This window comes from Bradyrhizobium sp. 142, assembly GCF_023074015.1.
Classification (GTDB): domain Bacteria; phylum Pseudomonadota; class Alphaproteobacteria; order Rhizobiales; family Xanthobacteraceae; genus Bradyrhizobium.
This window is the reverse complement of the sequence record NZ_JADPKQ010000165.1, coordinates 18,914-37,748: the sequence shown is the minus strand read 5'-3', so window position 1 is coordinate 37,748 and position 18,835 is coordinate 18,914. Positions and strand designations below refer to the sequence as shown.

Genomic DNA, 18,835 nt, shown 5'->3' with positions numbered 1-18,835 from the left:
GACAAGGTCGAATCGATGGAAACACCGAGCAAGACGCTTACCAACACCCCCAAGCTGGCGGACCACGCTTATAACATCCGCCGCAATGCCCTGCGCATGGGTGAAGTCCAGGGCCAAGGCTATATCGCACAGGCGCTGGACATCTCCGACGTTCTCGCCGTGGCTTACTTTCACGCAATGCGCTACCGGCCGGAAGATCCGTCCTGGGAAGGACGCGACCGCTTCCTTCTCTCAAATGGGCACTACGCCATCGCGCTCTACGCAGCGCTGATCGAGGCAGGGATTGTGCCCGAGGAAGAGCTCGAAACTTATGGCAGCGACGAGAGCCGACTGCCGATGTCGGGCATGGCCTCCTACACACCCGGAATGGAAATGTCGGGCGGCTCGCTCGGACTTGGGCTTAGCATCGCGGTCGGCATGGGGCTGGGCCTCAAGCGCAAGAAGTCTGAGGCGCTGGTCTACACGCTGTTCTCTGATGGCGAACTGGATGAAGGGTCCGTCTGGGAAGCCATCCAGTCGGCGGGCCATTACAAGCTGGACAATCTGATCGGCATCGTCGACGTCAACAATCAGCAGGCGGACGGCCCTTCCACGCAGGTCATGGCATTCGAGCCGCTGGTGGACAAGCTTCAGGCCTTTGGCTGGTTCGTGCAGCGCGTTGATGGCAACGATCTCGATGCCGTGGTTGCCGCCTTCAACGCGGCCAAGTCCAATCCCGAGCCCAAGCCGCGGATGATCGTGGCCGACACGCTCATGGGGAAAGGCGTTCCCTTCCTGGAGCAGCGCGAGAAGAGCCATTTCATCCGCGTTGAGCAGCACGAGTGGCAGCTCGCGCTTGCCGCGCTGGAAGCCGGGAGGCAGGCATGAAGACCGTCAAATCAGCGCCGCAGCCGGGCAAGCCGCGCCTGACGACCTCCGCCATGATCGCATCGATCGCGGCCGAAGGACAGAAGACGAAGCCGGCGCCCTTTGGACACGCACTCGTTGAGCTCGCACGCAGCCGTCCTGATGTGGTCGGCATGACGGCCGATCTTGGCAAGTACACCGACCTGCACATCTTTGCGAAGGAATTTCCAGACCGCTATTATCAGATGGGCATGGCCGAGCAGCTTCTGTTCGGCGCCGCTTCCGGCCTAGCGGCCGAAGGCTTCATGCCATTCGCGACAACCTACGCGGTGTTCGCGTCGCGGCGGGCTTACGATTTCATACACCAGACGATCGCGGAGGAAGACCGCAACGTGAAGATCGTCTGCGCGTTGCCGGGCCTGACCTCGGGCTACGGCCCGAGTCATCAGGCCGCGGAGGATCTTGCGCTGTTTCGCGCCATGCCGAACATGACGGTCATCGATCCCTGCGATGCCCACGAAATCGAGCAGCTGGTGCCCGCCATCGCGGCGCATCAGGGGCCGGTCTACATGCGCCTGCTGCGCGGCCAGGTGCCGGTCGTGCTGGACGAATATGATTACAAGTTCGAGCTCGGCAAGGCCAAGCTGATCCGCGACGCGAAGGACGTCCTGGTCATCTCATCCGGCATCATGACCATGCGTGCGCTCGAGGCCGCGCAAACCTTGAAGGACGACAATATCGATATTGCGGTGCTGCATGTTCCAACCGTCAAGCCGCTCGACGCCGAGACGATCTTGCGTGAAGCTGGCAAGTCGGGCCGCCTTGTCGTCGTTGCCGAGAACCACACAACGATTGGCGGTCTTGGCGAGGCGGTTGCCACACTTCTGATGCGTTCAGGCGTCCATCCGCCTTTCCGCCAGATCGCATTGCCGGACGAATTTCTTGACGCTGGCGCACTTCCGACGCTGCACGACCGCTACGGGATTTCCACCGCAGAGGTCGCACGGCAGATCAAGCAGTGGCTTTAGCGCACCGGCACTAAGCGTCAACCCATCCAAGCCCGAGTGAGGAGCTACGCCCGTCGCATGTTGCGGGGGCGAGCGATGGTTCTTGCCCTAATGCCGGCGGTCGAGAGCCGGTGAACGAAGAGCCCGGAAGGCTGCATGCCAGCGCAGATTGATGCAGTCGGCACCAACGTCAATGCAGGATCAGGAGGAAGACATGACTATCTCGAAGCCCGGAAGCATCAGCCGCCGTTCGCTCTTGATGGCGGCCACGGCCGTCCCTCTCTGCGGGATTCTGACCCGCCCGGCGTCCGCCGCCGAGTTCGTCTACAAGTTCGCGACCGGACAGGACCCGACCCATCCGGTGAATATCCGGGCGCAGGAGGCGATCGACCGTATCCGCGAAGCCACGAGCGGCCGGCTGGAGATCAGGCTGTTCCCGGCCAATCAGCTCGGCTCCGACACCGAGCTTTTGACCCAGGTTCGCAGCGGCGGCGTCGAGTTCTTCAATCAATCGTCCTCGATTCTTGCCACCCTGGTGCCAAGCGCGGGCATCGTGAACACCGGCTTCGCATTCGCCGACTACGACAGCGTCTGGAAGGCGATGGACGGCGACCTCGGCACCTATATCCGGGCGCAGATTGCCAAGACGCCGATCATGGCGGTGTCGAAGGCCTGGGACAACGGTTTTCGTCAGGTGACCTCGTCCGGCCGCGAGGTGCGAACGCCGGATGATCTCAAGAATTTCCAGATCCGCGTACCGCCCGCGCCGCTGCTGACCTCACTCTTCAAGGCGCTCGGCGCCGGTCCGACCCCGATCAACTTCAACGAGGTCTATTCCGCGTTGCAGACCAAGGTCGTCGACGGCCAAGAGAATCCGCTGCCGATCATCGCCACCGCGCGTCTTTATGAAGTGCAGAGCACGTGCAGCCTGACCGGGCACGTCTGGGACGGCTACTGGATCCTGAGCAACAAGCGCGCCTTCGACCGCCTACCGAAGGACGTGCAGGAGATCGTGACTCGCGAGCTCGACCGCTCTGCCGTCGATCAGCGAGCCGATATCGCAAAGCTCAGCCAGTCATTGCGAACCGATCTCTCGGCCAAAGGCCTCAAGTTCATCGACGTCGATCGTGCCGCTTTCCGCCAGGCCTTGTCCAAAACCAGCTTCTATGCCGACTGGAAGGGCAAGTTCGGTGAGGAGGCGTGGTCGCAGCTCGAAAAAGCCGCGGGTCAGCTATCATGACCAGCGTGAGCCATACGCCGCACGCAGATGCCAGTATGGCGGCCGGCGCGTCTCAAGCAGGCTCGCGCAGTTGGATAGTGAAAGCGAATACGGTGCTCGGTCACGTCGTCGCAGTCCCGGCAGCAATGATTGTCCTGGCGGAGATCGCGGTCCTGTCCTCGGGCATCGTGGGCAGATACGTGTTCCGCTCGCCGATCGTCTGGTCCGACGAACTCGCCGGTATTCTCTTCCTCTGGCTCGCCATGCTCGGATCGGTGATTGCGTTCCAGCGCGGCGAGCACATGCGGATGACCGCCATCGTCGGCGTGCTCGGTGCGGAGGTTCGCGCGTTCCTGGATGTCATAGCGGCCGCGGCGTCGCTGGCATTTCTCGTGCTCGTCGTTTGGCCGGCCTATGAATTCGCGGCCGATGAGGCATTCGTCACGACTCCGGCGCTCGAGATCGTCAACACCTGGCGTGCGGCAGCGCTGCCGATCGGGATCGGGCTGATGCTGATCGCAGCCGTCCTCCGGCTCATCCGCATCGCGAACCTGCGCAGCTTGCTGGCCTCTCTGGCGATCGTCGCAGGCGTCATCGGGACGTTCGTTCTGCTGGCGCCGGTCTTGAAGCCGCTCGGCAATCTGAATCTCCTGATCTTCTTCGTTCTCGTGGTCGGCGCGATGGTCTTTGCGGCCGTGCCGATCGCGTTCGCATTTGGCCTCGCCACGGTCGGCTATCTCGCCCTGACAACCAACACGCCCGACGTGGTGATGATCGGACGGATGGATGAGGGCATGAGCCACCTGATCCTGCTTGCCGTACCTCTTTTCGTCTTTCTTGGCCTTCTCATCGAGATGACGGGCATGGCACGCGCTATGGTCAGCTTCCTGGCGAGCCTTCTCGGTCACGTCCGCGGCGGACTGCACTACGTGCTCGTCGGGGCAATGTATTTGGTCTCGGGCATTTCCGGCTCCAAGGCGGCGGACATGGCTGCGGTGGCTCCGGTGCTGTTTCCCGAGATGCGGCAGCGGGGGGCCAAGCCCGGCGATCTCGTTGCGCTCCTGGCCGCGACGGGGGCCCAAACCGAAACGATTCCGCCGTCACTTGTTCTGATCACGATCGGCTCGGTGACGGGTGTTTCGATCTCCGCGCTATTCACCGGCGGGTTGCTCCCCGGCGTGGTGCTCGCGGGCATGCTCGCCGCCGTCGTTTGGTGGCGATATCGGCGCGAGGATCTGTCTCACGTCAAACGAGCCACGGGGCGGCAGATTGGCCGCGCTTTCGTGATCGCGCTTCCCGCCATCGCGCTGCCATTCGTGATCCGGACCGCCGTCGTTGAAGGCGTTGCGACGGCGACGGAGGTCTCGACCATCGGGATCCTTTACTCAGCCTGTGCGGGTCTCTTCATCTATCGGCAGTTTGACTGGCGCCGCATCTATCCGATGCTGGTCGAGACGGCCTCGCTGTCGGGGGCGATCCTGCTCATCATCGGCGCGGCGACGGGCATGGCCTGGGCGCTGACCCAGTCGGGATTTTCTGCCTCTCTTGCAAAGTTCATGACCAGCCTTCCCGGCGGCGTCCCTGTCTTCCTGGCGGTGACGATCGTGACCTTCGTGATCCTGGGCAGCGTGCTGGAGGGGATCCCGGCCATCGTGTTGTTCGGTCCGCTCCTGTTCCCCATTGCGCGGCAGGTGGGGGTGCACGACGTCCACTACGCGATGGTGGTCGTTCTCGCGATGGGAATCGGGCTGTTCGCGCCACCCTTCGGCGTCGGCTACTACGCGGCCTGCGCGATCAGCCGCATCAACCCGGACGAGGGAATGAAGCCGATCGTGGGCTACATGATCGCGCTCTTGATCGGCACACTGATCGTCGCGGCCGTGCCCTGGCTATCGATCGGCTTCCTTTGAGCTTCGGCGGGACGCCTCGCGGGACAAAACCGCGAGGCACCTCGTCAAGCGAATTTCGGCAGATACAGCGGCAGGCCGTCACAGGCCATATCGATCTCCTCGACCTGGCCCTTGCCGACTTCAGTGACACGCAGCTTCTTGCCATCGAGCGTGAAGGCACAATTCGTCGGCTGCGGCCCATCCAGGATCAGCCGGTCGACCACTTCACCCCGTCGGTCCAGCACCGTGACGTTCTTCTGGTTGTAGACCGTGCAATAGAGGCGGCCATCCGTCCCGAAGGCCATACCATCCGGCCCTTTGAAGTCGGGATTGGAATCAGGCTGCAGGACGTTGCCGAAGACCGCACGTGTCGGCGAGGCTTCGCCGAGCACGTCGTATCGGTAGATCTCGCCGGTGAAGGACGCGTTGGCATAGAGCTGATTGTCGGGACCGAAGGCAATGCCGTTGGTGAACCGGATCTTGCGATCGAGCACGCGGAGGACCTTCATGGCCGCTGGATCGATCTCATACACACGGCCGTCCCAGTCAAGATTCATATAGTCGTCGACGAAGGCCTGGCCGTTGATGAAATCCTCAGCGACCATGCCGGAGTCGGTCATGTAGAGCAGTCCATTCGGACCGAAGCAGAGATCGTTCGGAAACAGAAAGCGGTCCGTACCTTCGCCCTGCATGCGCCGGATCTCGGTGCCGCTTTCGTCGATGCAAATCAGCGCTCGCAGGCCGGCTTCCGCGATCCAGATCCGGCCGTGACCATCGGTCGTCAGTCCGTTCGGACGACCGCCCGTTGTCCGGATCACCCTGCGGTTGCCGCGAGAGTCAAGCCGCGTGATGCAAAGAGTCGACGCGGACATCTCCGTGACATACATTGATCCATCCGGCAGGCACACCGGGCCCTCGGGCGCTCCGATTCCGGTGGCAAAGTGGCTCGGCGCCATTTTTCCTTCCCCCTTTTCCATATCATTGGCTCTCGTTATACGATGACCAGGCCGCTGGCCGGATCGATCAGCACCACACGATTGAGGTCGATGGCGAGGTCGATCCGCTCGCCATGGCTGCTGACGTCATGAGCTTGCAGCTCGGCAACCGCATCCACTCCGCCGATCTTGATGGTAGTGAAAGTGCGGGTGCCGGTCGGCTGAATGAGATCGGCGACGGCTGAATAAGAGACCACTCCGGCGCGCAGAGGTCCGCCGCCAGCCCGGGTAAGGTGCTGGGGACGAATGCCGACGAGAACCTCCCGTCCATCCTCGTGGGTGACTAATGTGGCCTTTGCGGGCGGAAGTGTCAGCGCATCGCCGGACTGAAACACAACTGCTGCAACGCCGCCGTTCGTCTTGAGGGTCGCCGGGATGAGGTTGATCGACGGAGACCCGAGGAAGCCGGCCACAAAACCCGTACGGGGCTGCTCGAACAGTTCAAGCGGGGCGCCTTGCTGCTCGATCTTTCCGTCACGGAGCAGCACGATGCGGTCAGCGAGCGTCATCGCCTCGACCTGGTCGTGGGTGACGTAGATCATCGTGGTCGTGATCTCGTGATGCAAACGCTTGATCTCGGTCCGCATCTCGTCGCGCAACTGAGCGTCCAGATTCGAGAGAGGTTCGTCAAAGAGGAAGAGGTCCGCCTTCCGGACGATGGCCCGGCCGATGGCGACGCGCTGGCGCTGTCCGCCGGAGAGCTGCCGAGGATAGCGCTGCAGAAGATTGCCGATGCCGAGCATTTCGGCGGCTTCGCTGACCCGCTTCCTGATCTCCATCTCTGGAGTCTTGCGGGAGCGTAGACCGAACCCGATGTTCTCGTTGACGGTCAAATAGGGATAGAGCGCGTAATTTTGAAACACCATCGCGATGTTGCGCTCGCGCGGGCGCAGATCGTTGACCACTGCGCCGCCGATGGTGATCGTTCCGTCGTCCGGGTCTTCAAGACCGGCTATTGTTCGTAACAGCGTGCTCTTGCCGCAGCCTGACGGCCCTACGAGCACCGCGAATTCGCCGTCGGTGATGGTGAGATCCACACCCTGAACCGCGTGCACGTTGCCGTAGTACTTGTGCACCCCGGACAGCTTGACGTCAGCCACTCCGCCCTCCTTAACCCTTGACTGCGCCCAAGGAGATGCCGCGCACGAGATAGCGCTGCATCACCGAGACCGCGGCGAAGATCGGCAAAGTCCCCAGGACGGACATCGCCGCGATCTTTGCCCAGAAATTCGATTGTCCGCCGAAGTAGTGCGTCAGCATGACGGGAAAGGTAATGACCTCGGTACGCGTGAGCACCAGCGCGAAGAGGAAGTCATTCCAGGCGAAGACGAAGGTGAAGACCGACGTCGCCATGAGTCCCGGGCGGACCATCGGAAAGACGACTTTCCAGATCACTTCCCATCGATTCAGACCGTCCACGAGCGCGCTTTCCTCGAGCTCCAGTGGAACGTCGACGATGTAGCCGCGCATCATCCAGATGACGTAAGGGAGATTGAACGCTGTGTAGAGCAGGATCAGCCCGAAGTAACCGTCAACGAGACCAAAATAGACGTAGATCAGGAAGATCGGAAAGACGACCGCAATTGGTGGGATCATGCGCTGGGAGATGATCCACATTGCCAGGTTCTCGCCGCCGGTGCCGAACCGGGCGAGGCTGTAGGCGCAGAGCGTCCCAAGAACGATCGCAATGCCGGAGCTGACGCCGGCGACGATCAGACTGTTCAGGATGGCAAGGACATCACCGTCCTTGAACAGCACGTAATAGTTCGAGAACTGGATCTGACCGGGAATCCACAAGGGCGGCACATGATAGATCTCGTCCGGCGTCTTGAACGAAATCATGAATAGCCAGTAGACCGGAAACAGAAACAGCAGGGTTACGACGCCGGCGCCGAGATAGCGAAGCGCCAGGATGCGGGCTTTTCTCGTCGGAAGCTTGGCGACCCTCATCGCGCAAGCTCCATGCGCTTAAGGACCAGGGTGGTGACGAGCGTCAGCAGCGCAATTACCAGGAATGAGATCGCCGCCGTATAGCTCGTCTCGAATTGCGAGAAGCCCTGCACATAGGTGTAGAGCGATATGGTCTCGCTCATCGAGCCCGGGCCGCCTTCGGTAAGAGCCCAGATGATGTCGAAGATGCGGACGAGGTCCAGGCCTCGGATCAGGCAGGCCACGGCGACAACGGGGGCGATCGCCGGGAGAACGATTGCGCGAAGCACGCGAAAGTATGATGCACCGTCGATTTCCGCAGCTTCGAGCTGCGATTGGTCGACGTTCGACAAGGCTGCCAGCAGCACCAGGAACATGAACGGCGACCACTGCCAGACTTCACAGACGATGATCGCCGGATAGACGTAGGCAGGATTTACCGTCCAAAGGATCCGCACCGGCTCGCCCGCAATGAAGCTCAGGATCTCACCGATTGGACCGAAGCGAACGTCGAACATCAGCCGCCAGGTTGCTCCCGCGACGATCGGAGAGATCACAGTCGGAAGCACCAGCAGCGCGACGAAGAGCTGACGTCCGGGCATGCGATCGATGAAAAGCTGCGCCATCAGGAAGCCGATCAGCAGCTCGAGGGGCAGGGCGATCGCGGTGACGATGGCAGTGTGGCCGAGCGAGGCCCAGAGGCGAGCATCCCTGAACAGCTCCGCATAGTTCAAGAGGCCAACGAAGGACGTGTCGTTCTCGGTCATCGTGATGCGCTGAAAGCTCACGATCAGCAAATAGATCAAGGGGAACAAGCCGACCAGGAGAAGGATCAGAATGGCCGGCGCGACGATGAGATAGGGCAGGCGGTCCTCGAGCATGCGCCCGAGGCGGCTAGGCCGACGTTGTTCGGCACCATTGAGACTTGCGGAAAGCGTCATCATCAGTCCAGGAAACAGCACAGCACAGCACGGGAGGACTACGCCTCCCGTGCTGTGTCCAAGGCAACTATTGGGGATAAGCGCCGGGCTTTGCCGCCCAGACCTTGTAGACGGCCTTTTGATTGTCGATGCCGACCTTCTCAGTGATGGCGTCGAATTGTTGCGCCAGGCGATCGAGGATAGCCTTGGGGTCTTCGCCAGCCCAGAGGCTCGAGATCGCCTTGGTCACTGCTTCGTCGTACTTGTCCTGTTGCAGCAGCGAGAGATCGAGCAGGCCCTTCTCGCCGGAAGTCTTGACCGCATCGAGATAGGCGGGAGCGTCGGGCCAGAGCGCACGGTATTTTTCGCTCGCGTAGTGCGACAGGCGGAACGGATCGCGGAGCGTATAGGGGAGCTGGACGCGCTCGAGGCTGGTCTTCTTGCTGTTCAGCCATTGGATGAAGAGATAGGCGGCCTCCTTGTTCTTGCTGGTCGCCGACACCGACAAGTCGAAACCGACGCCGAGCTCCGGACGGCCGAGAGGCGTGAGTGCGTAGCCGACCTTGCCGACGACCTGTGATCTGGGCACCCATTTCAACGCTTCCTCGCCTGAACCGTAGCCAGCGGCCCACCGTCCATAGGGCGGCCAGGAGATCGTCATCGCGGTTGTGCCCTGAAGAAATGCCGCGAGATTGTCGACGAAATTCCACTGCTCTACGCCCGGCGGCATGAACTTGTTTTCCGCCAGCATTTGTTTGAACACCTTGAGGCCGATGTCACTATTCACCGTCGCCTTCATGGTGTCCGCATTGAAGAACTTGCCGCCTTCCATGCGGAAGCGTTCCTGGAACATGTACTGCGGATAGGGCGCTGTGCGGAAGAAGCCGGCGCCGTAAACCTTGGGAGCCATCTTGGCGGTGATGAACTGGCCGATCTCGTCGAACTGTTTCCAGTCCTCTGGCGGAGCGAGTTCGTAGCCGAACTTGGCCTTGAACTCCTCCTTCATCTTTGGATCCTGGAAGATGTCTTTCCGGTAGTAGAGCAGCATCACGTCGCCGTCGTCCGGAAAGCCGTAAATCTTCCCGTCATACTGCATCTGGTTGTCACGGTACGCGGCCGCGATATCCTGCAACTCGTCGCGATAGCCGAACTTGTCGACATACTTGTCGAGAGCCTCGAGCGCGCCAGCGCGCGCAAGGTCGGGCATCCAGGACGGAATGACGTTCACCGCGTCATAGGCGCCGGCACCCGATTTGAAGTCCTGCATGATCTTGGTGAACATCTGGTCGGTGGGCACTTCGACCACCTTCACCTTGATCCCGGTGAGTTTCTCCCATTTCGGGCCCGAATAGTTCAGCGGGTCGAGCGATTGAAGACCGGCCTCCCAAACGATGCTGATCGTCGTTCCCGCATACTTCTTTGCGGCTTCGACAGCGACGTCGGCGGCATCCTTATCGGCGGCTGGCGCCGAGGCACCAGTGAGCGCCAGGACAGCGGCGGCGCAGAGAAACGTCCTGAACTTCATCCCTTCTTCCTCCTCCTGGCGTCCGCAAACCGCCAGGCGGCTTTGGAGCGCTTCTCACGTGACTTTTGGCTGATCAGCAGGTGCGGATATCGCCCCGCGGCGCGAGCACGCACGGGCAGATCCGACGTCGCGGGCAAATCGAGTCATCTATGGCGAGAATTGCCACTCAGCGTCTTTCGGCCAGGTCTGGATCAGCCAGACTGGGCTTCCCGAGTGCACGCGATGTGGCTTCCTTGAAGCATGCATCCTCCCCCAAAACGCAATTAAGCTCTGATTTTGGGGCCAGTCTGCGTTGTCGCAGAACTCTTCGACAAATGAGAACTTTGCAAGCATGGGTGAGCTACATTCACCTGTCTAGCCTGCGGCTCTCAGAAGCAAGATTAAGTGCGGATTGCTCGACCCGTTCCAGCTCTATCTGCGAGGTGGCGGTTGAACAGGACAGCTCCTGCGCACGTCGTATGCTAAGCACGCGTAATGCGAACCAAGTGTTGGCCGCCATCGGCCGGGGCTCAGCGCCGTTGCCGAGTGCAGACCGCGGGCATCATCGACCGCCACTGCAATGTCAGCGGTGTAGAGCAGGCCCGTCCACCGCCGCGCCAATGGCAATCACCAGCGTATCGATGCTGGTGAAACGCTCGATCACAAGATATTGGCTGCCGATCATACGTCGCAGTCGACTCGTCAATTGCTCGCGCGCAGTGCTCGTGCATACAGATCGAGATCGCCGCCGAAAGATCCGCCCGCTTCCAGCGATCACGATACAGCCGACGTACGGGCGTTCGCATTTGTCGCCATTATTGAGACAGGGGGCTAACGTTGCAAAAGGCGACCTCACCGGCGCTGGTCGGCAAACCTCGTTAGGAGAGCGGTCGCAGGCGCGGCGCCATTCCGAGTCGATGTGAGGCCAATGGAAGCAACGGCAAATGCGGCGTTGACGCCGACAGCACGGGATAATATCATTTCTGCATGGTCGAGAAGGATACTCATATTGTCTCCCTGTTCCCCGGCATCCCAATAGGCGGGATGCCGGGATGTCGACCGCTTTAATATCGACAGCGGAACGATACCGAGCCTCGCGCCCTTCGTGGACGAGGCTTTTCGCCTGACCTGTGCCTCGTCCCATCATCTTCGATGGAGTCCATCATGGCACAAAATATCTACGACAATCCCGACTTCTTTTCTGGCTATTGTCAGCTTCCCAGACAAGTTCAGGGGCTGTCCGGCGCGCCCGAATGGCCGGCGATACGCGCTCTGCTTCCTAGCCTGGTCGGCAAACGGATCGTCGACCTTGGTTGCGGCTTCGGCTGGGCTTCCCGCTGGATGCGCGAACAGGGTGCCGCGTCAGTCCTCGGAATCGACCTGTCCGAGAACATGATCTCCCGTGCGCAAGAGTTCACGCGCGAGGACGCGATCACGTACCAAATGGCCGATCTCGAAACACTTGAGTTGCCCGAAGCGACGTTCGATCTCGCTTATAGCGCCCTGACATTCCACTACGTTCGCGACTTCGAACGGCTCGCTCGCATGGTTCATCGATCGCTCGTCCCCGGAGCCGATTTCGTCTTTACCATCGAACATCCGATTTTCATGGCGGCCACCTATCCGCGATGGACCGAAGATGAGGACGGTCGCAAGACCTGGCCCGTGAACCGTTACTCTGTTGAGGGCGAGCGCCAGACCGACTGGTTTGTAAAAGGAGTGGTCAAATATCATCGGACCATTGGCACGACCCTGAACGCACTGATCCAAGCCGGGTTTGAAATTAAAGCCGTTGAAGAGTTCGCGCCATCGCTGGATCAGATCAGAGAAAACCCCGCTTTGGAGGAGGAAATCGAGAGGCCGATGATGCTTCTCATATCCGCAAAGCGGTAGCATATCGGCTTTCTATCTGATGTGCGGGCGCATCGGACGGCACCAAGCGCTCGATCATAAGATGGCGCGCCAGGGCGGACATGCGAAGGGGGCCACAGTAGATCAGGGGCTCGCAACCACCGACGCTGACATTTGCTGGTAGCGGCCGTCTGACGTGGACAGTTCACTTTTCCGCCGTCAGCCGCTCCCAGCAAGGCCGCTCATCCGAACAACATGGACCTTGCGTGCATGGAGTCTCGCTCAGTTCCGACTGTCAAGCTGCGACCGGCGTTCGCCCCCTCTCGAACCCGAAGTTGCAATAATTGGCCTGGACCGCGGCGGCGAGCCGCCAATGCGGTGCCCGTACCCTGGCGTCGGCGACACGCCTAGAAACGGTCGAATGGTTGGCCAAGCACTACGCTGCCAGCGAGACTGCATCCTCTCCGGAGGCTGCAAATCCGCACGGCACATTGCAAAATTTCGTGGTTCCCTTTGCTTACGGCTCGGCGGAAGCTGCCTGGTAGTGTGGATATCAAGAACTCTTGGGGGGTGGATGGACGCGCAGACTTCCGTCAATTCCGGCGTCGCGCCTCGTTCTTACACGCTCGCCAGGAGGCGCCTCAGGCTCGCGCTGCTGCTTTGTGCGACGATGATCGCGATCTATTTCGGCTTCATGGCGTTGTTCGCGTTCGACAAGCCGCTTTTGGGGACCGTGCTTGCGCCTGGACTCTCGCTCTGCATCGTGCTCGGCCCCCTCGTCATCATTTCGTCGTTCCTGCTCTGCCTGATCTATGTGCTGTGGGCGAACCGGGTATTTGATCCCAGCCTTCGTGACCTCGAACGTTAGGACCTCGCGATGGCCGACAACTCGCTCTCGATCGGCTTCTTTTTCGCGTTTATGGTCCTGACGCTCCTGATTACTTACTGGGCGGCGCGGCGCACCCGTACCACGGAGCACTTCTTTGCCGCGGGCGGCGAAATCACTGCCTGGCAGAATGGCTGGGCGCTCGCCGGCGACTTCCTCAGCGCGGCCGCGCTGCTCGGCATTGCCGGTATTGTCACCTCGAATGGCTTCGATGGTATGGTCTACTCGATTGGATGGCTGGTGGGTTGGCCGATCATCCTCTTTCTGATTGTCGAGCCACTGCGCAATGTCGGCAAGTTCACGTTCGCGGACGTGGTCGCCTATCGGCTCAGCCAAAAGCCGGTGCGGCTCGCCGCGGCGATCGGTACGCTGGCGGTGATCCTGTTCTACCTCATCGCGCAGATGGTTGCGACCGGATCGTTGATCAAGTTGCTGTTCGGCCTGCCCTACACTTGGTCGGTGGCTTTGGTCGGTGCCGCCATGCTCATCTATGTGCTGTTCGGCGGCATGCTCGCCACCACCTGGGTGCAGGTGGTGAAGGCGGCGCTGCTGCTCGCCGGCGGAGTGCTCCTGGCAGTCCTGGTCCTGATGCATTTCGAAATGAACCCACTCAAGCTGTTCGCCGCAGCGGCGGATAAGTACGGCACAAGAGTGCTGCAGCCAGGTTCGAAGGTGGTTTCCGGGCAATGGGACGCGATCTCCCTCGGCCTCGGGCTGATGTTCGGCACCGCGGCGATGCCGCATGTCCTGATGCGGGTATACACGGTGCGGGACTCCAAGGCCGCCCGACTATCGATACTTTATGCCACCGGGCTGATCGGCTTCTTCCATCTAATGGTGTTCATCATCGGCTTTGGTGCCATGGTGCTGGTCGGCCCGGAGGCGGTGACGAAAGCCGGCGGTGGCGGCAACATGGCCGCACCTCTGCTCGCCCTCGCGGTCGGCGGCGACGCTTTCTTCGGTTTCATCTGCGCGGTTGCGTTTGCCACCATGCTGGCGGTGGTGGCGGGCCTGACGCTCTCCGGCGTGGCTACGTTGTGTCATGACGTCTGGACCAACGTCATTCGCCACGGCGCGGCATCGGAGGCTGAGCAGCTCAAAGTGGCGCGGATCGCCACGGTTGCGATCTCGGTGCTGGCCATCGTGCTCGGTATCACCTTCGAAGGCCAGAACGTGGCCTTTATGGCCGGGCTCGCCTTCTCCATCGCCTGTGCCGCCAACTTTCCGTCGCTGGTCCTCGCCATCATCTGGCGTCGCTTCACCACGCCAGCGGCCGTCGCTAGCATCATGATCGGCACGCTGAGCTCGCTGGTGCTCATTGCGCTGTCCCCGACCATCCAGGTCGACGTGCTCGGCAAGCCGCTGGCGCAGGTCAGCGGCGCCTGGTGGTTCGTCTCGCTGCGCAACCCGGCCATCATCAGCATGCCGCTGTCGTTTGCCGTGGCGATCGCGGTCTCGCTGATGACGCGGGAAACGAACGCGGATGGCCGTTTCGACGAGATGCAGCATCGCATCCTGTTCGGGCGCTCAAGGACGGTGCCGCAATCGGCGGAGTGAGCCAAAGCTGGTAACTCCGAATGGCGTGCGCGGGATTGCAGACGCTCCTGCAGAATTTCGGCCGTAGGCCATTCGAGCGTCAATGTTACGATTTTGAGCCGGACGTTTTGACCAGAGGGGACAGACATGCGCGACGCCTCACATCACCATCGCTTCACCGGGAACCTATGCAGTTGCGGAGCGCATGCTCCCGCGCAGCCGACTGTCGAAGAGGCCGTGTCCCACAGCGTTCAGCAGGCACTTCTGCATGGTCTTTTCCCGCGGCCGATCTTGCGACGTGAACTGCTTCGCACCGTTGGCGCTGGGGCACTCATCGGCGCTCTCTCCAGCATCCTGCCAATCGACACCTTGAAGGCAATTGCCCAAGAGCGAAGGCCTCTCGAGAAAACCAAACTGGCTGTTGGCTTCCTGCCGATCACCTGCGCCGTTCCGCTGATCTACGGCGAGAGGCTCGGCAGCTACAGCAAGGAAGGCCTGGACGTCAGTTTGCAGAAGATTGCTGGCATCGCGCTAATCCGCGACAAGATGCTCAACGGCGAGCTGGACGTCTCGCAGCAGGTGATGCCGGTTCCCCTGACGATGACGGCCGGCCTCGGCGGCAACGTCCAGTCGATCAAGGTGCTGACCATCTTGAACCAGAACGGCAACTCCCTCGTCCTGGCCAACAAACACAAGGACAATCGGGATCCCAAGAACTGGAAGGGCTTCACGTTCGCGGTCCCGTTTGAGCAAAGTCATCAGACCCTGCAGCTCCGCAACTATTTGGCTGCCGCCGGGCTCGATCCGGACCAGGATGTCAAATACCGCATCGTACCTCCGACCGAGTACGTGGCGAGCCTTCGCGTCGGAAGCATCGATGGCTTTTTCGGCGGCGAGCCGGGCGGTCAGCGCGCGGTCTACGAGGGCGCTGGCTTCATTCATCTGATCTCCAAGGATATCTGGGATGGCCATCCCTGTTGCTCCGTCACCGCGGCGGAAAGCTGGATCCAGCAGAATCCCAACACCTTCATGGCGTTCTACCGCGCCATCATCGCGTCCAGTCTTCATGTCTCGAAGCCGGAGAACCGGGTCGGCATGGCGAAGGTGCTGTCGGAACCGCAATATCTCAACGCGCCCGAAATTGTCCTCGAGCAGGTTGTGAGCGGCACGTATGCTGACGGCCTTGGCACCATCAGGAAAGATGCGCGGCGGGTTGATTATCAGCCGTTTCCGCAATATTCGGCGGCAGTCTGGCTGATGACCCAGCTCCGGCGCTGGAACATGCTAAAGGAGGACGTCGATTACAAGGTGCTGGCGGAAAAGGTGATGCTGGCGACCGATGCCGCGCGGATCATGCGCGAGCAGGGCGTGACGCCGCCAACCGTCGGCTTCGGCACCGAAAGAATTCTCGGGAAGGAATTCGATTCAAATATGCCGCAGGACTATCTGGCTTCGGTCCGGAAGGCGGGCTGATGGAGGTGCCACGCCGGCTGCAGCAGCCCTGGGTATCCTCGGTCGCGATTTTCATCGTGTTTGTGTGCGTCTGGGGCTGGTTCACCGCCGCTTCATCGGGAGGTGTTAGCGCCGCCGACGCCGAATATGCTCGCCTCGCCGGTGAGAGCGCGCCGGGTCAGCAGGCCGGTGCCATCCCGTCACCGTGGACCGTCGCGCTCCGCGGCCGGGAGCTGATCACACACGCCTTCGATCGCGACAATCCCAACAATCTCGGCATCGCATGGCACTTGGCCTATTCCATGGGCCGCGTAGCACTGGGCTTCATGCTGGCCTTGCTCGTCGCGGTGCCCCTAGGCTTCGTGCTCGGTCTATGGCCTGCTTGCCATCGCGCGTTGGATCCTTTCATTCAGATCCTGCGGCCGGTATCGCCACTCGCGTGGATGCCGCTGGCGCTCTATACGTTCCGCGACAGCACCGTCTCGACGATCTTCATCATCTTCATCTGTGCGGTCTGGCCGATGTTGATCAGCACGGCAACCGGGACAGCTTCCGTGCGGGCCGAATGGCTGAACGTCTCGCGCGTATTCGGCCTACCCCGACTAGAGCATGTCACGCGCGTCGTCTTTCCCGCCAGTGTACCCATGATCCTGTCGGGAATGAGGATCTCGATCGGTATTGCCTGGTTTGTCATCGTGGCCGCCGAGATGGTCGGCGCGCAGAGCGGCATCGGGTACTTCATCTGGAACGAATGGAATAACCTTCAGATCGCAAGCATGATCGTCGCCATCGTCCTGGTCGGCGGCATTGGGTTGGGGCTAGACATTTTGCTCAAGCGAATAGGCGAAGGCCTCAGTTTCCGGGAATAGGACGATGGCGGATCTCGAGATCAACGATGTGTCAATGTCGTTTGTTGACCGTTCTGGCAAGGGGCTTCTGGCGCTGGATAGAGTCTCGCTCGCTATCGAGAACAGCGAGTTTGTCTGCTTGATCGGCCATTCAGGTTGCGGCAAGAGCACGTTGCTAAACATTGTTGCTGGCCTTCTGGCGCCTACAAAGGGGGCAATACGCTGCGCCGGGACGACGATTTCGGGCCCGGGGCCGGAGCGCGCAATGGTCTTTCAGAGCCATGCTCTGTTGCCCTGGATGACTTGCTACGAAAATGTCCGCCTTGCGGTCAAACAGGCCTTCAAAGGTGCCGCGGCATCCGAATTGAAGGATCGCTCGGAACAGGCGCTCAAGCTTGTTCACCTGGAGCACGCCATCAACAAGTATCCATTCGAGGTGTCAGGCGGAATGAAGCAGCGGGTGGGCATCGCTCGCGCTTTTGCGGTCGAGCCTAAGGTGCTGCTGCTGGACGAGCCGTTCGGCGCGCTCGATGCGCTGACCAAGTCGAGCCTTCAGGACGAACTAGTTCGCATCGTGGAAAAGACCCGGACCACCGTTGTGATGGTCACGCACGACATAGACGAAGCAATTTTCCTGAGCGATCGAATTGTCGCGCTCTCGAACGGACCAGCGGCGCGAATCGGCCGGATTTGGGAGATCGATACCTTGCGACCGCGGGACCGGCTTAAGCTGGCGACCCACGCCGGGAGTCTGCAGTACAGAAAGGAGATTCTCGAGTATCTCTACAAGAGAGAATGCGTTCCGCAGGGAATGGGAGAGCGGTAGCGGCCGAGGTCCTGCGCCTCGATCCACAAGAGCGGGTTGCGGCCCGCGGCCTCAGGCCCCCGAAGATGGAATTTGCTTTCAGGCATCTTGAAAGCCGCCGTAGAAGATTGTTTGATCGGGCGCCTGGCGGTCACCCACCGTCGGATTTTGGGTCGTTGGCCTCTTCCGGATTGGCACGCAGGAGCGAATGTTCGACTGGAACGACCTGAAATTCTTCCTTGAACTCGCCCGGCAGGGGCGGTTGATGCCGGCCGCGCGGCGCCTCAAGGTCGACCACACGACGGTCAGCCGGCGCATTTCAGAGCTTGAGCGGGATCTTGGTATCAAGATTTTCGACCGCAAGCCGAACGGGTTCGTGCTGACGGAGGACGGGCACAAGCTCTACCAGGCTGCCGAGAAAATTGAGGGCGCTGCCCTAGTGATATCGGAAGATTTCCGCGCCACGCCAACCGAGCCCACTGGTCGCGTCCGGCTTACGAGCATGGAGGGTATTGCCGCCTTCTACCTTGCAGAGAAGTTGGTCCAATTCAATGAGAAGCACCCGGGTGTTGTCGTGGAGCTGGTCACCGAAAGGCATCTGATCAATCTGACCAAACGCGAGGCGGATGTCTGCATCAGCTTCGTTCCCCTCGTAGGCCCCAAACTTTCGGTCAAAAACGCGGGCGAGTTCAAGCTTGGGCTGTTTGCATCATCCAGGTACATCGTGGAACGGGGGGCGCCGGCCACGATGGAAGAATTGAAGCGTCACGATTTCATTGATTATGTCGACGATCTCGTGGCTATCCAGCCGGTGCAATGGCTGCATGATGTCCTGGTGCCGGAGAGCGTCGTCTTTCGATCGACCAGCATGGCGGCCCAGCAGAATGCGATCGCTGTCGGGCATGGCATCGGCCTTCTGCCCTTCTTTTCCGCAAAAAAGGATCCTCGCCTTGTGCGGCTCATGAAGGATGTGGTCGTCACGCGATCGCTATACATTTCCGTCCATGAGGATATCGAATATATGGGTAGGGTGCGTACGCTGCTGCGGTTCCTTCATGAGATCTTCAAGGCGGACAGAGCGTATCTGAACGACTTCGAGTGATCGAATTCCCGCAAGAGTATCTGCGGAGTTTCTTACGCTCGGCGTC

16 protein-coding genes are annotated in these 18,835 nt (G+C 60.8%); 11 read left to right on the top strand and 5 right to left on the bottom strand.

The window, feature by feature from the left end:
* Window positions 1–15: 15 nt before the first annotated feature.
* The 4 genes from IVA82_RS15200 (at window position 16) to IVA82_RS15185 (ending at window position 4,982) form a co-directional block, all read left to right on the top strand.
* The gene (locus IVA82_RS15200) at window positions 16–867 is read left to right on the top strand and encodes a transketolase (protein WP_247493388.1); all 852 of its coding nucleotides are present in this window, start codon (window positions 16–18) and stop codon (window positions 865–867) included.
* A complete protein-coding gene (locus IVA82_RS15195; RefSeq protein ID WP_247493387.1) occupies window positions 864–1,874 on the top strand; it encodes a transketolase family protein in 1,011 nt (336 codons plus the stop codon). Before IVA82_RS15200 ends, IVA82_RS15195 begins: the two co-directional genes overlap by 4 nt.
* A gap of 193 nt (window positions 1,875–2,067) precedes the next feature.
* Window positions 2,068–3,093 (top strand): TRAP transporter substrate-binding protein, encoded by a 1,026-nt coding sequence (locus tag IVA82_RS15190; protein ID WP_247493386.1) that lies wholly within the window; start codon window positions 2,068–2,070, stop codon window positions 3,091–3,093.
* 35 nt (window positions 3,094–3,128) lie between these two features.
* Complete coding sequence (locus IVA82_RS15185) at window positions 3,129–4,982, top strand: TRAP transporter large permease subunit (protein ID WP_247493407.1); 1,854 nt, start codon at window positions 3,129–3,131, stop codon at window positions 4,980–4,982.
* A gap of 44 nt (window positions 4,983–5,026) precedes the next feature.
* Here the strand turns inward: IVA82_RS15185 and IVA82_RS15180 are convergent, their stop codons facing one another.
* The 5 genes from IVA82_RS15180 to IVA82_RS15160 all read right to left on the bottom strand — a co-directional run bounded on the left by IVA82_RS15180 (window position 5,027) and on the right by IVA82_RS15160 (window position 10,330).
* Window positions 5,027–5,917, bottom strand: coding sequence for an SMP-30/gluconolactonase/LRE family protein (locus tag IVA82_RS15180; protein ID WP_247493385.1), 891 nt, complete (start codon window positions 5,915–5,917; stop codon window positions 5,027–5,029).
* A gap of 35 nt (window positions 5,918–5,952) precedes the next feature.
* Window positions 5,953–7,056 (bottom strand): ABC transporter ATP-binding protein, encoded by a 1,104-nt coding sequence (locus IVA82_RS15175; protein ID WP_247493384.1) that lies wholly within the window; start codon window positions 7,054–7,056, stop codon window positions 5,953–5,955.
* Window positions 7,057–7,066: 10 nt separating this feature from the next.
* Complete coding sequence (locus tag IVA82_RS15170; RefSeq protein ID WP_247493383.1) at window positions 7,067–7,906, bottom strand: carbohydrate ABC transporter permease; 840 nt, start codon at window positions 7,904–7,906, stop codon at window positions 7,067–7,069.
* The gene (locus tag IVA82_RS15165) at window positions 7,903–8,826 is read right to left on the bottom strand and encodes a sugar ABC transporter permease (RefSeq protein ID WP_247493382.1); all 924 of its coding nucleotides are present in this window, start codon (window positions 8,824–8,826) and stop codon (window positions 7,903–7,905) included. The genes IVA82_RS15170 and IVA82_RS15165 overlap by 4 nt, the downstream gene beginning before the upstream one ends.
* Before the next feature lie 67 nt (window positions 8,827–8,893).
* The gene (locus IVA82_RS15160) at window positions 8,894–10,330 is read right to left on the bottom strand and encodes a sugar ABC transporter substrate-binding protein (RefSeq protein WP_247493381.1); all 1,437 of its coding nucleotides are present in this window, start codon (window positions 10,328–10,330) and stop codon (window positions 8,894–8,896) included.
* Between the two features lie 1,143 nt (window positions 10,331–11,473).
* Here IVA82_RS15160 and IVA82_RS15155 point away from each other — a divergent pair.
* From IVA82_RS15155 to IVA82_RS15125, 7 genes are all read left to right on the top strand, one after another.
* The gene (locus IVA82_RS15155; protein ID WP_247493380.1) at window positions 11,474–12,202 is read left to right on the top strand and encodes a class I SAM-dependent methyltransferase; all 729 of its coding nucleotides are present in this window, start codon (window positions 11,474–11,476) and stop codon (window positions 12,200–12,202) included.
* Between the two features lie 532 nt (window positions 12,203–12,734).
* Window positions 12,735–13,028, top strand: coding sequence for a DUF485 domain-containing protein (locus IVA82_RS15150; protein WP_247493379.1), 294 nt, complete (start codon window positions 12,735–12,737; stop codon window positions 13,026–13,028).
* A 9-nt stretch (window positions 13,029–13,037) separates the two neighbouring features.
* Window positions 13,038–14,603: a sodium/solute symporter gene (locus tag IVA82_RS15145; protein WP_247493378.1), complete on the top strand. Its 1,566-nt coding sequence runs from the start codon at window positions 13,038–13,040 to the stop codon at window positions 14,601–14,603.
* A 216-nt stretch (window positions 14,604–14,819) separates the two neighbouring features.
* The gene (locus tag IVA82_RS15140) at window positions 14,820–16,055 is read left to right on the top strand and encodes a CmpA/NrtA family ABC transporter substrate-binding protein (RefSeq protein WP_247493377.1); all 1,236 of its coding nucleotides are present in this window, start codon (window positions 14,820–14,822) and stop codon (window positions 16,053–16,055) included.
* Window positions 16,055–16,903, top strand: a complete 849-nt coding sequence (locus tag IVA82_RS15135) for an ABC transporter permease (protein ID WP_247493376.1) — start codon at window positions 16,055–16,057, stop codon at window positions 16,901–16,903. The genes IVA82_RS15140 and IVA82_RS15135 overlap by 1 nt, the downstream gene beginning before the upstream one ends.
* A gap of 4 nt (window positions 16,904–16,907) precedes the next feature.
* Complete coding sequence (locus tag IVA82_RS15130; protein WP_247493375.1) at window positions 16,908–17,708, top strand: ABC transporter ATP-binding protein; 801 nt, start codon at window positions 16,908–16,910, stop codon at window positions 17,706–17,708.
* Between the two features lie 187 nt (window positions 17,709–17,895).
* The gene (locus IVA82_RS15125) at window positions 17,896–18,789 is read left to right on the top strand and encodes a LysR family transcriptional regulator (RefSeq protein WP_247493374.1); all 894 of its coding nucleotides are present in this window, start codon (window positions 17,896–17,898) and stop codon (window positions 18,787–18,789) included.
* The last annotated feature ends 46 nt before the right edge of the window (window positions 18,790–18,835 follow it).